Source organism: Amycolatopsis sp. A1MSW2902 (assembly GCF_017312175.1).
In the GTDB taxonomy this organism is placed as follows: Bacteria; Actinomycetota; Actinomycetes; order Mycobacteriales; family Pseudonocardiaceae; genus Amycolatopsis; species Amycolatopsis nivea.
In genome coordinates, this window is record NZ_QJPO01000001.1 from 895967 (window position 1) to 910562 (window position 14596).

Annotated in this window: 15 protein-coding genes; 7 read left to right on the forward strand and 8 right to left on the reverse strand. The window is 70.1% G+C overall.

Going from position 1 to position 14596, the window contains the following annotated elements; genetic code table 11:
* Positions 1-337 precede the first annotated feature (337 nt).
* Positions 338-1528 (reverse strand): class I SAM-dependent RNA methyltransferase, encoded by a 1191-nt coding sequence (locus DMP23_RS04160; RefSeq protein WP_337820221.1) that lies wholly within the window; start codon positions 1526-1528, stop codon positions 338-340.
* Positions 1525-3573 carry an APC family permease gene (locus DMP23_RS04165; RefSeq protein WP_134666449.1) on the reverse strand — a complete coding sequence of 683 codons (2049 nt, stop codon included), beginning with the start codon at positions 3571-3573 and terminating at the stop codon, positions 1525-1527. Before DMP23_RS04165 ends, DMP23_RS04160 begins: the two co-directional genes overlap by 4 nt.
* 150 nt (positions 3574-3723) lie before the next feature.
* Between DMP23_RS04165 and DMP23_RS04170 the strand changes: the two genes are divergently transcribed.
* On the forward strand, positions 3724-4389 hold the full coding sequence (locus tag DMP23_RS04170) for a potassium channel family protein (protein WP_037819124.1): 666 nt from the start codon (positions 3724-3726) through the stop codon (positions 4387-4389).
* Positions 4389-5045, forward strand: coding sequence for a potassium channel family protein (locus DMP23_RS04175; protein ID WP_009075577.1), 657 nt, complete (start codon positions 4389-4391; stop codon positions 5043-5045). The genes DMP23_RS04170 and DMP23_RS04175 overlap by 1 nt, the downstream gene beginning before the upstream one ends.
* Positions 5046-5098: 53 nt before the next feature.
* Here DMP23_RS04175 and DMP23_RS04180 read toward each other — a convergent pair whose 3' ends face one another.
* Entirely contained in the window at positions 5099-5845 is a 747-nt protein-coding gene (locus tag DMP23_RS04180; protein WP_037819126.1) for a DUF3159 domain-containing protein, read from the reverse strand.
* A 9-nt stretch (positions 5846-5854) separates the two neighbouring features.
* The gene (locus DMP23_RS04185; RefSeq protein WP_009075573.1) at positions 5855-6235 is read right to left on the reverse strand and encodes an OB-fold nucleic acid binding domain-containing protein; all 381 of its coding nucleotides are present in this window, start codon (positions 6233-6235) and stop codon (positions 5855-5857) included.
* A gap of 104 nt (positions 6236-6339) precedes the next feature.
* Between DMP23_RS04185 and DMP23_RS04190 the strand changes: the two genes are divergently transcribed.
* Entirely contained in the window at positions 6340-7047 is a 708-nt protein-coding gene (locus tag DMP23_RS04190) for an alpha/beta hydrolase (RefSeq protein ID WP_337820222.1), read from the forward strand.
* Between the two features lie 63 nt (positions 7048-7110).
* Here DMP23_RS04190 and DMP23_RS04195 read toward each other — a convergent pair whose 3' ends face one another.
* Together DMP23_RS04195 and dut are read right to left on the reverse strand one after the other, a co-directional pair.
* Positions 7111-7776, reverse strand: a complete 666-nt coding sequence (locus DMP23_RS04195) for a DUF3710 domain-containing protein (RefSeq protein WP_037819129.1) — start codon at positions 7774-7776, stop codon at positions 7111-7113.
* Entirely contained in the window at positions 7776-8279 is a 504-nt protein-coding gene (dut, locus tag DMP23_RS04200) for a dUTP diphosphatase (RefSeq protein WP_043838363.1), read from the reverse strand. Before dut ends, DMP23_RS04195 begins: the two co-directional genes overlap by 1 nt.
* Positions 8280-8303: 24 nt before the next feature.
* Here dut and DMP23_RS04205 point away from each other — a divergent pair, with 24 nt between their 5' ends.
* Positions 8304-8789, forward strand: a complete 486-nt coding sequence (locus DMP23_RS04205) for a DUF3093 domain-containing protein (protein ID WP_337820223.1) — start codon at positions 8304-8306, stop codon at positions 8787-8789.
* A 385-nt stretch (positions 8790-9174) separates the two neighbouring features.
* On the opposite strand, the gene DMP23_RS04210 is transcribed toward DMP23_RS04205, so the two are convergent.
* On the reverse strand, positions 9175-9483 hold the full coding sequence (locus DMP23_RS04210; RefSeq protein WP_013224476.1) for a DUF4193 domain-containing protein: 309 nt from the start codon (positions 9481-9483) through the stop codon (positions 9175-9177).
* A 510-nt stretch (positions 9484-9993) separates the two neighbouring features.
* Between DMP23_RS04210 and cei the strand changes: the two genes are divergently transcribed.
* Entirely contained in the window at positions 9994-10677 is a 684-nt protein-coding gene (gene cei / locus DMP23_RS04215; RefSeq protein ID WP_037819138.1) for an envelope integrity protein Cei, read from the forward strand.
* A 34-nt stretch (positions 10678-10711) separates the two neighbouring features.
* Here the strand turns inward: cei and DMP23_RS04220 are convergent, their stop codons facing one another.
* A complete protein-coding gene (locus tag DMP23_RS04220; RefSeq protein ID WP_337820224.1) occupies positions 10712-11539 on the reverse strand; it encodes an inositol monophosphatase family protein in 828 nt (275 codons plus the stop codon).
* A gap of 64 nt (positions 11540-11603) precedes the next feature.
* Here DMP23_RS04220 and ppgK point away from each other — a divergent pair, with 64 nt between their 5' ends.
* Both ppgK and DMP23_RS04230 read left to right on the forward strand, forming a co-directional pair.
* A complete protein-coding gene (gene ppgK, locus DMP23_RS04225) occupies positions 11604-12365 on the forward strand; it encodes a polyphosphate--glucose phosphotransferase (RefSeq protein WP_037819144.1) in 762 nt (253 codons plus the stop codon).
* A gap of 222 nt (positions 12366-12587) precedes the next feature.
* The gene (locus DMP23_RS04230) at positions 12588-14015 is read left to right on the forward strand and encodes an RNA polymerase sigma factor (RefSeq protein WP_134666455.1); all 1428 of its coding nucleotides are present in this window, start codon (positions 12588-12590) and stop codon (positions 14013-14015) included.
* Positions 14016-14596 lie beyond the last annotated feature (581 nt).

Genomic DNA, 14596 nt, shown 5'->3' on the forward strand with positions numbered 1-14596 from the left:
AGACCAGGCTGGGTGAAAACCACGGCCCAGCAACGTGAACTTCCTTGCATGGCAGGAAATCAGGCGCTCGCGTAGGCCGGGACGATCGCCGCGGTCGGCGGTGTCGGGCTTGCTCTATCAACCGCGCACTATCTGCCGCCGGGCACCGCAGAACCCGACCTCGACCTCAGCCTCCGGCTGGCCTGCATCGGAGCGTTCGCGCTGGCGATCCTGACCCTCCGCCGACGCCGAGGCGAGCCGCTGGCCTGCGCGACCTCGTAATCACGCTGCCCGGCGCGGACCGGCCGCCGCGACGGGACTCGCCGTGGCGGGAAATGTCCAACGGCCGCAACAAAAGTCACTGCAGCAGCGCCACGCACTCCACGTGATGCGTCATCGGGAAAGCGTCGAAAGCCCGCAGATCCGTCAGCGAATACCCGTGCTCCGAGAAGAACTGCACATCCCGCGCGAGAGCCGCCGGGTCGCAGGCCACGTAGACGATCCGGTCCGGTTCGCCCTCGGCGATCGCGTTGACGACCGCTCGGCCGGCGCCCTTGCGCGGCGGGTCTAGGACCACGACGTCGACCGGCGTCGGGGCGTCTCCGATGAGGTGTTCCACGCGTCCGGAACGCCAGCTCACCTGCGGCAGGTCGGCGAGGTTGCGCTCGCCGTCGGAGACCGCGCGCCGACCGGATTCGATGGCCAGCACCTGGCCGTCCGGGCCGACCTGGTCGGCTAGCACCGAGGCGAACAGGCCGACCCCGGCGTACAGGTCCCAGGCGACCCCGCCGCGTGGCGCGGCCGCCCACTCCCGCACGAGTTCCGCGAGTGTGTCCGCCGCCTGCGGGTGGACCTGCCAGAAGCCGTGCGCGTCGAGCCGCCAGTCGCGGCCGGCCGCGTGCTGGATCGCCATGCCGCCGGACAGCTGCTTGCCTTGCGTCCGCCCGCGCACGGTGGCGAGTTCGCGCAGGTGGAGGTGGTTCTCTGCGTCGCTGGTGACTTCCAGTTCGGTGCCCGGCCGCCAGCGCTTGCTCAGCGCGGTGTCGAGCGAGCCCGGCACCGCGATCGGGCAGTCGTCGATCGGGACGACGCGGTGGCTGTGGTGCGCGCGCAACCCGGCCTGGCCGTCGCGTCCGGCGACGAGGCGGACCCGGTTGCGCCAGCCGAGCGGGCCGCCTTCGAGCGGTTCCACGACCACGTCGCGGGTGATCCCGGCGAGCCGTTGCAGCTGTTCGGCCACCACCGCGGCCTTCAGTTCCCGCTGGTAGGCCGGTTCGGCGTGCTGCCAGTCGCAGCCTCCGCACCCGCCGGGAGCGGCGAGCGGGCACGGCGGCGTCACCCGGTGCTCGGACCCGCTCAGCACCTCGATCGCGTCGGCGCGGCAGAACGAGCCGCCCTTGTCCTCGGTCACTTCGGCCCGGACGCGTTCGCCGGGCAGCGCGTGCCGCACGAACAGCACTCGTCCGTCCACACGCGACACACAGTGCCCGCCGTGCGCGACTGGGCCGACTTCCAGTTCCAGGATCCGGCCTAGCCAGCTCTCGGTCATTCTGATGATTCCTTTGTCGCAGGGGCTGGCTTCGGGGCGTCCGGGGGACGCGGCGTCGTCGGCGTGAAGCCGCGCCGGACGTCACCGGCGGACGGACGGGCCTTGCGCAGCCGCGCCACCGCCTTCTGCGACGACTCCAGCTGCCACGGCACGCTCGCCACGACCACGCCGGGCTGGAACAGCAGCCTTCCCTTGAGCCGCAACGCACTCTGGTTGTGCAGCACCTGCTCCCACCAGTGCCCCACGACGTACTCCGGAATGAACACCGTCACGACGTCGCGCGGGTTGGCGCCGCGGACCCGCTTCACGTAATCCAGCACCGGCTTCGTGATTTCCCGGTACGGGGATTCGACGACCTTCAACGGTACCTTGAACTTGTGCGCTTCCCACTCGTGGGTGAGCGCGCGGGTGTCGGCGTCGTCCACATTGACCGTCACTGCCTCGAGCACGTCCGGGCGCATCGCCTTCGCGTACGCCAGCGCGCGCAGTGTCGGCCGGTGCAGTTTGGACACCAGGACGATCGCGTGGTTGCGCGAGGGCAGCACGGTCGGCGCGTCGCCCATGTCCTTGAGTTCCTCGGACACCCGGTCGTAGTGCTTCCGGATCGCGGTCATCAACGCGAAAATCGCCACCATCGCGGCGATCGCGATCCATGCGCCGAGCAGGAACTTGGTGATCAGCACGATCACCAGCACGGTGCCGGTCATGGTGAGGCCGATCGCGTTCACCGTCTGCGAACGGCGCATCCGCCGCCGCGCCGCCGCGTCGGTTTCCTTGGCCAGCAACCGGTTCCAGTGCCGGATCATGCCCGCCTGGCTGACCGTGAACGACACGAACACGCCCACGATGTACAGCTGGATCAGCCGGGTGACCTCGGCGTCGAACGCGATGATCAGCACGAGCGCGAAAATCGAGAGGAACAGGATGCCGTTGGAGAACGCCAGCCGGTCGCCGCGGGTGTGCAGCTGCCGCGGCAGGTAGCGGTCCTGGGCGAGGATCGAGCCGAGCACCGGGAAGCCGTTGAACGCGGTGTTCGCGGCCAGCAGCAGGATGATGCCGGTGGAGAACGAGATGTAGTAGAACGCGGGCGGGAAGTCGGCGAACACCGCGTGCGCGATCTGCGCGACGATCGTCTTCTGCTCGTAGCCGGGGGGCGCGCCGGCCAGCTGCCGCGCCGGGTCCTCGGCGAAGTTCACCTTCGTGACGATCGCGAGCGTGATGATGCCGACGAGCATCGTCACCGCGAGCACGCCCATCAGCAGCAGCGTGGTGGCCGCGTTCTTCGACTTCGGCTTGCGGAACGCGGGCACGCCGTTGCTGATCGCCTCGACCCCGGTCAGCGCCGCCGCGCCGGAGGAGAACGACCGCAGGATCAGGAAGACGAAGGCGATGCCCGCCCAGTTGCCTTCCTCGTGCAGCGTGAAACCCGCGCTCTCGGCGCGCATCTCGGTGCCGGTGACGGTCTGGAAGAGCCCCCAGACGACCATCAGCAGGATGCCGGCGATGAACCCGTAAGTCGGAATGGCGAACGCTTTGCCGGATTCGCGCACTCCGCGCAGATTCAGCGCGGTCAGCACGGCCACGATCACGACCGAGGCGAGCACTTTGTGGTTGGCCACCCACGGAATCGCCGAGCCGATGTTCGCGACGCCGGACGAAGTGGACACCGCGACGGTCAGCACGTAGTCGACCAGCAGCGCGCTCGCCACCGTCAGGCCGAACTTCCCGCCGAGGTTGGTCGTCGCGACCTCGTAGTCGCCGCCGCCGCTCGGGTACGCGTGGACGTTCTGCCGGTACGACGCCACGACGACGAGCATGACCAGCGCGACCGCGACCCCGATCCACGGCGCGAAGGCGTACGCGGACAGGCCCGCGACGCTCAGCGTCAGGAAGATCTCCTCCGGCGCGTAGGCCACGCTGGACAGCGCGTCGGACGCGAAAATGGGCAGCGCGATGCGCTTGGGCAACAACGTGTGGGCGAGACGGTCGCTGCGGAACGGGCGCCCTAGGACCAGTCGCTTCAGCACTGTCGGGAACTTCGACACCTGCAGAATGTACAGCGGAGCGAAGCTCCCCCGCTGAGGGCGGTGGAGGGGAGGACGGTGGACGTAACCGGGTCGCCGCAAGGTAGGTTCGGCGCTGGTGTCCGAGGGTACCCACCGACGGGTCATCCGCACCCTGCGAGGAGGCTAAGCGTGCACGTGGTGATCATGGGATGCGGCCGCGTCGGCGCGTCTCTGGCCGCGGCGCTGGAGCGGCTCGGCCACGACGTGGCCGTCATCGACAAGAACCAGCAGGCGTTCCGCAGGCTGGGCAGCGACTTCCACGGCCAGCAGGTCGTCGGGGCGGGTTTCGACCGCCGGGTGCTCGTCGAGGCCGGGATCGAGCGCGCGGGCGCTTTCGCGGCCGTTTCGAGCGGCGACAATTCCAACATCATCTCCGCGCGGGTCGCGCGCGAGAACTTCGGCGTCGAGCACGTGGTCGCGCGCATCTACGACCACAAGCGCGCCGCGGTCTACGAACGGCTGGGCATCCCGACCGTCGCGACCGTGCCGTGGACGACCGACCGGTTCCTGCGCACCCTGCTGCCCGACGGCGTCGCCTCCGCCTGGCGCGATCCGTCCGGCAACGTCGCGCTGCTGCAACTGCCGCTGCACGAGGGCTGGGTCGGCCGCAGCGTGCACGAGCTGCAGGAGACCACCGGCGCGCGGGTCGCGTTCATGATGCGGTTCGGCACCCCGGTGCTGCCGGACGCGAAAACCGTCGTGCAAGCCGACGACGACGTGTGGGTGGCGGCGCGTTCGGGCACCGTCGGAGACGTGACGAGCCTGGCCGCTCGCGCCCCCGAGGAGGAGAACTGATGCGGGTCGCGATCGCGGGCGCGGGCGCCGTCGGGCAGTCCATCGCCGCCGAGCTCATCGACGGCAACCACCAGGTGATGCTGATCGAGCGGGACGCCGACCAATTCGAGCCGGAATCCGTTCCGCAGGCCGACTGGGTGCTCGGCGACGCGTGCGAGGTGTCGATCCTCGAGGAGTCCGGCATCGAACGCTGCGACGTCGTGATCGCGGCGAGCGGCGACGACAAGGCGAACCTCGTGGTGTCGCTGCTGGCGAAGACGGAGTTCGCCGTGCGGCGCGTGGTGGCGCGGGTGAACAATCCGGCCAACGAATGGCTGTTCACCGACGCGTGGGGCGTCGACGTGGCCGTGTCGACCCCGCGGATGCTCGCCGCGATGGTCGAGGAGGCGGTGAGCGTCGGCGATCTGGTGCGGCTCATGACGTTCCGGCAGGGGCAGGCGAACCTGGTGGAACTCACCCTGCCGGAGGAGACGCCGCTCGCGGGCAAGCCGGTGAGCGAACTGGCGCTGCCGCGCGACGCGGCGCTGGTGACCATCCTGCGCGGCGACCGGGTGATCGTGCCGCAGCCGGAGGACCCGCTCGAGGCGGGCGACGAGCTGCTGTTCGTCGCGACCTCGGACGTCGAGCCGGAGATCCGGACGGCGCTGGGCTACTGAGACGTGAAAGAGGGCGGGCCCGCGACGGGTCCGCCCTTTTTTCGTAAGTCGGATCAGGTCTCCGGAGTCGGCGCCTGCGCGTACTTCTGCCGCAGCCGCGCCTCGACCTGCGCGTCGGTCTCCGGCTCCGGTTCTTCCTCGGCGAGCGCCTTCAGCCGCTTGTCGGACCGGCGGACCGCCCAGACGACCACCAGCAGCCCGATCGCGTACAGCGGGTAGCCCATCGCGATCTTGGCGAACGCGAGCCAGCCGGTCTGGTCGCCGTCGTACAGCCAGCGCTGCACCACGAACCGGGCGGCGAAGATGACGGCCATCGCGAGCGTCGCGACGTCGTAGCCGTAGCGGGACGGCTTGTCCTTGCGCCAGGCGGTGCCGTTGCCGTTGAGCGCGTTCCACACGACGCCCGCCAGCGGCCAGCGCACCACCACCGAGATCACGAACACGGCGCAGTACGCGAGGCTCGCCCAGATGCCGAAGAGGAAGAACCCCTTCGCGGACCCGGTGCGGAACGCGATGAACGCCGCGATCGCGACGCCGAAGAATCCCGAGATCGCCGGCTGCAGCGGCTCCTTGCGCACGACGCGCAGGACGGTGATCGCCACCGCGCTGCCGATCGAGCCCCAGATCGCCACGGTGAGCCCGAAGAACGCGTTCAGCAGGACGAACACGATGACCGGCACCGAGGAGTAGAACAGGCCGGAAACCCCGCCCATCTGCTCCATCAGCGTCGGCTGCCGCTCGGGCTCGTCCCCGTTTCCGGGCGCGTCCTTGTCGTCGCGGGGAGCAGCGGGTTCAGTCACGAGTGTTGATCACCCTACCGGGCTCTGGAGTTCGTAATACGGGTTGTAGAGCACCTTCTGCCCGTCCCGTTCGGCCATCCGGCCGCGAACCTTGACGGTACGGCCGGGCTCGATGCCGGGAATCCGGCGCCTGCCCAGCCAGATTAGCGTCACGCCCTGCGTGCCGTCGAACAGCTCCGCCTGCAGCGAGGCGGGCCCGTCGGTCGGCGACAGCTCGACGCTGCGGAGCCTGCCGAGCACCGTCACCTCTTCGCCGGACCGGCAGTCACAGGCGCGCTGCGCGCCTTCGGCACCCGACCTCTCGGACATCTCGTCGGCGTCGAGGTCCTCGACGTCGCTGGTCAGCTTGCGAACCAACCGGCTGAAGTAGCCGCCGTCCTTGGCGGACATGGTGTGCTCCTGTGCTCCGGGGCCCCCGACTTCGTTCGGCCCGTGCGTATTCCAGCGTAGCTGCGGTCTCAGCCAGGGAAACGGGTTTGCGGCAAGATCGCAACGTGACGTCCGCAATCCGTCTCCCGGCCGCCGTCCTGCTTCCCGGCACCGGCTCGGACGACATCTTCGTGCGCTCGGTGTTCGGCGGCCCGCTCGCCGCGCTCGGCGTGCCGATGATCACGCCCGCGCCGGCGCCCGGGGCGGGTCTCGCGGAAGCGTTTTTGGCCGAACTGGACCGTCTCGCTGACCGGCACGGGACGGTCCTGGTGGGCGGGATCTCGTTCGGGGCGCATCTCGCGGCGGAATGGGCGGCGGCGAATCCGGGGCGTTGCGGGGGGCTGCTCGCGGCGCTCCCGGCTTGGAACGGGGAATCCGGGCAAGCACCCGCGGCGCTGGCCGCGACGGTCACAGCGGATCTGGTGGCCGCCAAGGGGGTGGACGGGGCGCTGGCACAGGCCGCGGCGGGGAGCCCGGAGTGGCTCGCGGAGGAGCTGGACCGGGCTTGGCGGCGGCACGGGGCGGGCCTGGAGGCCGGGCTGCGGGCGGCGGCGGGGAGAGCCGCGCCAGCTTTGGCGGACTTGCGGGGCGTGGACGTTCCGGCCGGGGTGGGCGGATGCGCGGATGATCCGGTTCATCCAGCTTCGGTTGCCCGGGAATGGGCTCGCGCGTTGCCGCGAGGGCGGTACGGGGAGACGTCGCTCGCCGCGATGGGGCGGGATCGCGAGGCTTTGGGGCGGGCGACTGTTTTGGCGTTTTTGCGGGCGTTGTGAGGATGCGCCGAAAAGGCCCTCACGGAACGGTGTCCGCGAGGGCCTTCTGGAGAGCGAAAGCGGTCAGCCCTGTTGTTCGGCGATGTGCTGGGCGACCGCGTCCGGCAGGGTGATCGGGAGCGGGGTGCGCACCGGCATCGGGGAGTTGCCTCGGTCCACGACAGTGCGGCGCACGATCGCCCGCAGCACCTCGGGGGCTTGCGAGGCGGTGGACTGCGGACCCGCGATCACGCCGCGCAGCATCCAGCGCGGGCCGTCGACTCCGACGAAGCGCAGGGCCACGTCGCCGACGATCGCGGACAGTTCCATGCCCCATTCGCCCCGGCCGACGTTGACCTTCGCGCCGTCCGCGCGGAGCTGGTCGGCCAGTTCGTTGCTCACCTCGCGCCACAGGCCGCCGGATTTCGGGGCCGCGTAGGCGCTGACGGTGATCTGCCCGACCTCGGTCACGACGTGCACCGCGCGCACGCCGCCTTCCTCCGGGTCCATTTCGACCTGCACCTGCGAACCGTCGGGCACCGGCACGCGCACCGAGCCCAGGTCGATGCGCGGGATGCCGTCTTCTTCGGCTTCGGCGGCGTCGAACGGGCCGTCGGTCGTCTCCGACAGCTGGTCCTCGGGTTCGAGCGCGTCGTCGGCGCCGTCAGCTTCGGCGTTCTCGCCGCGCTGGGAAGCGACGCCTCCGGTCTCGTCGTCGCCGGACCGGCGCTTGCGTCCGAAAATCCCCACTATCGTTCCGTTCCTTCCCCGGTGCCCGCGCCGGTGTCTCCGGCGCCGGGTGCCAGTGTGGCGTGCCCGCCGGTCGAGCCGTAACCTCCCGCGCCGCGTTCGGTCGTCTCGAGTTCGGCGACCTCGACGAACTCCGCGTGCTCGACCCGCTGGACCACCAGCTGCGCGATCCGGTCGCCGCGCGCCAGCACGATCTTCTCGCGCGGGTCATGATTGACGAGGCAGACTTTGATCTCGCCGCGGTAGCCCGAGTCGATCGTGCCGGGAGTGTTCACCACGGACAATCCGACGCGCGCCGCGAGCCCCGAGCGAGGATGCACGAACCCGGCGTACCCGGCGGGCAGCGCGATCGCGACCCCGGTGCCGACGACCCCGCGCTCTCCGGGTCCGAGCACGATATCCGAGGTGGTGACGAGATCGGCCCCGGCGTCGCCGGGCCGGGCATAGGCGGGCGGCGGGACTTCGGGGTCGAGCCGCTGGAGGAGGACCTGAACGCTGGACACGGGCGGCGAGACTACCCTTGTCCTGTGGCTGACCGCGTGAACACCGCCGCGACGGGCGTCGTCGCACACTCCGAACGGCTCTACCTGCCGTGGTGGGGCTGGCCCCTGCCGATGGCAGGCGCGATCCTGCTGGGCGTCGAGGTCCACCTGGGCTACCCGTCCATCCCGATGTGGATCCCGCTCGCGATCGCCGTGCCGGTCATGGCCGCCCTCCTGCTGTCGCTGGGCAGGGCGAAAATCAAGATCACCAGCGGAGACGACCCCGAACTCTGGGTCGGCGACGCCCACCTGCCGCTCCGCTACGTCGGCGAGATCACCGTCGTGGAAAAGGACGCCAAACGCCACGCCCTGGGCCGCGACGGCGACCCAGCCGCCTTCGTCCTGCACCGAGGCTGGGTGGGCCCCGCAGTCCGCATCACCCTGACCGACCCGGCCGACCCGACCCCGTACTGGCTCTTCAGCACCCGCAAGCCGAAGCGAGTAATGGAACTGCTCCGCAACAACGCCTGACCCCACGCGCCGGCCGTGAGGGGAACCCTCACAGACTCTGATTCCCTCAGGGTTCCCCTCACGACCCTAAAACCGCAGCCAGTGCACCCAACGAGCGAGGCACCCACACCTCCCCCGCACCCCGATACGAAGCTCATCTGCGGTTCGGGGGTGCTTGTCAAGGCATCTTTCCCGCCTTGACAAGCACCCCCGAACCGTCAGCACAATCAAGCTTCGGGGTGCCCCACGCAACCACAAGCCGATGTCGCCGCCAGGCGACGAGAAGTCAGAACACGAGTAAGGGGGCCGACCACCGGCCGACCCCCGTGCTTACCCGGTCTTCCCAAGACCGCGAAAACGCTGACCCCGTGAATCTCCCCTAGATCTCCCTGTGAAAATCCCCAGGTCAGGCGCAATCGCGGCAGATCAGCCTGCCGCCGTTGTCCTCGGCGAGCCTGCTCCGGTGGTGCACCAGGAAGCAGACCGAGCAGGTGAACTCGTCCGCCTGCTTCGGCACGACCTTCACGGTCATGTCTTCCCCGGAGAGCCCGGAAAGGTCCGCGCCGGGAAGTTCGAAGTTCTCCGCGGTCGCGTCCTCGTCGACGTCGACGACGCCGGACTGGTTCTCGTTCCGCCGGGCCTTCAGCTCCTCCAACGAGTCTTCGGCCAGCTCGTCGGCTTCGCTGCGGCGCGGAGCGTCGTAGTCGGTAGCCATGGTGTCCCTCACCCCTGCGATTCAGCGTGTCGTCCTGCACCGGTTCCGGAGGCGCCCGATACCGGTCGTGCCGCTGGTCAACGTTCCAGCGCCCCTGTTTGTGCCCGGCCCGCGAGTGACCCAGGTCTCAGCCTGGCGGGCCTCGTTCTGCGGCCGGAGCCCGGGAAGGGTAGCTCACCGCCGGACGCGTCTCGCACCGAGTCGGACATTGCCGGTCCAGCGTCACCCGGGAGGGGGGAACGCGCAGGTGAGACGCCTGTCCTCCGTTCGGGTTGCCCCGGCGTCGTAAACATCACCTCGCCGCCGAGTCGGCTTGCTCGCGCGCAGCCGTCCGTGGTGCGATCGCCGCGGAGGGGCATTACGCGGAACGGGTGAAGGTGACCCGCGACACCGCGCGTCGCGAACAGCGCCTAGGCTCACCGGCTACCACGCCGGTGCGTACGCTGGCGGTTACCGCGAGGCGCGGCGGGGCGACCGCGGCCGGTTCTGCGAGGGGAAGGGACGGGGCAGGTGGCGTCGGGGAACGGGGCGGGGAACCGTGGTGCGCGGCCTTACCGCAAGCACCGTCCGCTGCCCGCGTTGATCGTGATCGGCGTGCTCGCGCTCGGCGCGGTGTTCGTCTGGGTCAACGCCGTGGTCGGCCGCGGCGACATCGACGAGGCGGTGCGCTGCAGCCCGGAGCCCAAGGCGCCGCCGGGGATCACCTACACCTCGGTCCCGCACAACGGCCTGGACGACCGGTCGCCGATGCCCCCGGACAAGGTCGCGCTGAAGGTGCTCAACGCCAGCAGCACGCGCGGGCAGGGCAGCATCGCCACCAACGCGCTGCGCGAACTCGGCTTCACCGCGATCGGCGATCCCGCCAACGACCCGGCGTACCCGAAGGGCGACGCGCGCTGCCGCGGCCAGATCCGGTACGGCGACAACGGCGCCGCCGCGGCCCGCACGGTCAGCCTGGTGGTGCCCTGCGCGGAACTGGTGCACGACACCCGCAAGGACGCCTCCGTCGACCTCGCCACCGGCAAGCTCTTCACCGACGTCCAGCCGCGGCCCGAGGCGGTCAAGATCCTCAAGCAGCTCACCGCCTGGTCGCAGGCGCACCAGGGCGGCGGCGGCAGCGAGCAGTCCGCCAGTCCGGGCGCGCCGGTGATCGACCAGACGCTCCTGGCCTCGGCGCGCTCCGTCACCTGCTGACCCCGCGAACGAGGTCAGCAGGGCCGGCCCGCGGTCACACCTCCGCCGCACCTCCCGCGACCAGCGCCGCGCGCAGTTCCGTCGCGATCCCCGGCGAGGCCGCGAACGTCGCGTCCTCCCCCAGATCCGCCGCTTCGCCCGGCAGCAGCACCGTCGCGCCCGCCTCCTGCGCCACCAGCGCTCCGGCCGCCCAGTCCCAGCGGTGCAGACCGTGCTCGAAGAATCCGTCCAGCCATCCGGCCGCGACCGCGCACAGGTCCAGCGAAGCCGCGCCCCGGCGGCGGATGTCGCGCACCTGCCCGACGAGATCCGCGGTCAGCTTGCCCTGCCGGATCCGGCGGTCCTGCGCGTAGGAGAAGCCCATCCCGACGAGCGCCAGGTCCAGCCGGTCCGCCGCGGACACCGACAGCCGCTCGCCGTCGAGCCACGCACCGCCGCCGCGGACGGCCGTCCAGCGCCGGCCGCTCACCGGCTCCACGACCGCTCCCGCGACCGACACCCCGTCGATCTGCGCCGCGATCGACACCGCGAAGGCCGGCAGGCCGTACAGGAAATTGACGGTCCCGTCGATCGGATCGACCACCCAGGTGACGCCGCCCCCGAGCGCTCCCCCGCCTTCCTCGCCGAGCACCGGTTCCCCGGGCCGGATCCGCTCCAGCCGGGCGCGGACCAGTTCCTCCGACTCCCGGTCCACCGCGGTCACCACGTCGGTCTCAGCGGACTTCGTGTCCACTGCGACCTCGCCGCCGGACCGCATCCGCACCCAGGCCGTCCGGACCAGGTGCGCGGCCTCGACCGCGACCTGTTCGGAGGTGTTCTTCAGGTCGTTCAGCATCGCCTCGTCAACTCCCACGCCCGCCATGTCACCACATCCGGTTAAAGTCTCCGCAGCAGACTTCTGAATCGTGCGAGAAGGGACCACGTCAGTGACGGCGACCCGAGGTTTCGGAATCGACATCGGCGGCAGCGGGATCAAAGGCGCGCTGGTCGATTTGGAACAGGGACAGCTCATCGGGGACCGGCACCGGATCGAAACGCCGCAGCCCTCGACGCCGGACGCGGTGGCGGACGTCGTCGCCGAGATCGTCCGCGCGGCGGAATGGGACGGCCCGGTCGGCGTGACGCTTCCCGCGGTGGTCAAGAGGGGCACCGCGCACACCGCGGCGAACATCGACCACAAGTGGATCGGCACCGACGCCGAGGCGCTCTTCGCGAAGCGGCTCGGCAAGAGCGTCGGCGAGGTCACGATGCTCAACGACGCCGACGCCGCGGGCCTCGCCGAGATCCGCTTCGGCGACGCGGCCGCGCGCACCGGCGTGACCGCGCTGCTCACCTTCGGCACCGGCATCGGCAGCGCGCTGTTCCACGACGGCAAGCTCGTGCCCAACACCGAATTCGGCCATCTCGAGGTCGACGGCCACGACGCGGAAAAACGCGCCGCCGCTTCGGTGAAGGACAACGAGGGCCTGTCGTATCCGCAGTGGGCCAAGCGGGTGCACCGGTACCTCTCGGTGCTGGAGAACCTGATCTGGCCGGACCTGTTCATCGTCGGCGGCGGCGTCAGCAAGAAGGCCGAGAAGTGGGTGCCGCTGCTGGACATCCGCACGCCGGTGGTCGTCGCGTCGCTGCAGAACAACGCGGGCATCGTCGGGGCCGCCGCGGCCGCCGCGGAGGGCGCCGGGCACTGACCGCCGGGTCCGCGCCGGGTCTCGGACCGGTCACCGGGAGGCGCCGGGAAGGGGGCCGGAGGGTGATCGCTTCGCGACGCAGTGGGCCGACGTCGTTACAATGGAACACGGCGCAGGAGCTGCGGAGGCAAAACCGCAGGCCGAGGCGTGTTCCCCGAATGTGAGGCAGCTGAGGTGGCGACATCTCGGCTCGTCATGATCGACCGCTGCGAAAGGGCGTAAGTGGCAGCCGCAAGAACCGCAACCCGAGGCGGGACGAAGACAGCGACCGAAGCCGGCGAGCCGGCCGACGAGGCAGCCACCGGAGCGGCGAAGTCCCCGGCGCGCAAGACCGCCGCGAAGCCGGCGGGCGCGAAGAAGACTCCGGCCAAGAAGGCTCCGGCGAAGAAGGCCGCCGCGAAGGGTCCGAAGACCGACGACGGCGATCCCGACGGCCCGGTCGACCTCGACGAGGCCGAACTCGACAGCCCGGATCTGTCCGATCTCGAAGAGGTCGAGGTCGACGTCGTCGACGAGACGGTCAACGACGAGACCGACGACGATGACGACGACTCCGAGGACGAGGCCGAGGCGACCGAGGGGGCCGCGGGCGCCGCGACGTCCACTGCCGCCCGCCGCCGCGCGAGCGCCGCCGAGAAGGGCGGCAAGTCCTCGGACAACCCGGACTTCGTGTGGGACGAGGAGGAGTCCGAGGCGCTGCGCCAGGCGCGCAAGGACGCCGAGCTCACCGCGTCGGCCGACTCGGTCCGCGCCTACCTCAAGCAGATCGGCAAGGTCGCGCTGCTGAACGCCGAGGAGGAGGTGGAGCTCGCCAAGCGGATCGAGGCCGGGCTCTACGCCGCCGAGCGCGTGCGCACCGCCGAGGAGGAGGGCGAGAAGCTCGTCACGCAGATGCGCCGCGACCTCAAGTGGATCGTGCGCGACGGCGAGCGGGCCAAGAACCACCTGCTGGAGGCGAACCTCCGGCTGGTCGTGTCGCTGGCCAAGCGCTACACCGGCCGCGGCATGGCGTTCCTGGACCTGATCCAGGAGGGCAACCTCGGCCTGATCCGCGCGGTGGAGAAGTTCGACTACACCAAGGGCTACAAGTTCTCGACGTACGCCACGTGGTGGATCCGCCAGGCGATCACCCGCGCGATGGCCGACCAGGCGCGCACCATCCGCATCCCGGTGCACATGGTCGAGGTCATCAACAAGCTCGGCCGCATACAGCGCGAACTCCTGCAGGACCTCGGCCGCGAGCCGACGCCCGAGGAGCTCGCCAAGGAGATGGACATCTCGCCGGAGAAGGTCCTGGAGATCCAGCAGTACGCGCGCGAGCCGATCTCGCTGGACCAGACCATCGGCGACGAGGGCGATTCGCAGCTCGGCGACTTCATCGAAGACTCCGAGGCGGTCGTCGCGGTCGACGCGGTGTCGTTCACGCTGCTGCAGGACCAGCTCCAGTCGGTGCTGCAGACGCTGTCCGAGCGCGAGGCGGGCGTGGTCCGGCTGCGTTTCGGCCTCACCGACGGCCAGCCGCGCACCCTCGACGAGATCGGCCAGGTCTACGGGGTCACGCGCGAGCGGATCCGGCAGATCGAGTCGAAGACGATGTCGAAGCTGCGTCACCCGTCGCGTTCGCAGGTGCTGCGCGACTACCTGGACTGAGCTTCTCCGGTTCCCGCGAGAAACCCCGCCCCGCACTACGCAGCGGCGGGGTTTCTGCGTTTACCGACAACGCCGCCGCGGCATCGGCCCGGCATTTCCGCGAAATCCTTCCTTCGTCTGACCACAGTGGACGCGGACGACTCCGGAAAACCCGGCGACACCGGATCCGATGCGAATTACGCTGCGGCGCAAGGGTAATCCGCGCAGCGAATCGCGGCGGGCGAACGTGCACCCGAACATGCGAGTACGCGGCGACTCGGAGCGGCGGTGTTGCGCGCATGTCCGTTTCCTGTTCACAACCGTTCACCCGGAACCCCCGGAACCGTTCCGGAATACTCATCGCCGGTGCACAGTCGCGCACCCACCGCGACACTGGGACCCGGGCAAGAGGCGAAAGTCGGTTGTTCTCTGCCCGAACGCGGAAATCGTGATTGTTTGGTTGCCTGAAAACGAAGATCGCAACGAGTGATCGCCATTAAGCTGCGCCCACAACGAGCGTCAGTATTGGAAGGCAGCACCGCCCAGTGTTTTCGACGAAAACTCAATCGCGAGCGAGCCAGGGATGCCCGGCGGCGCGGAGC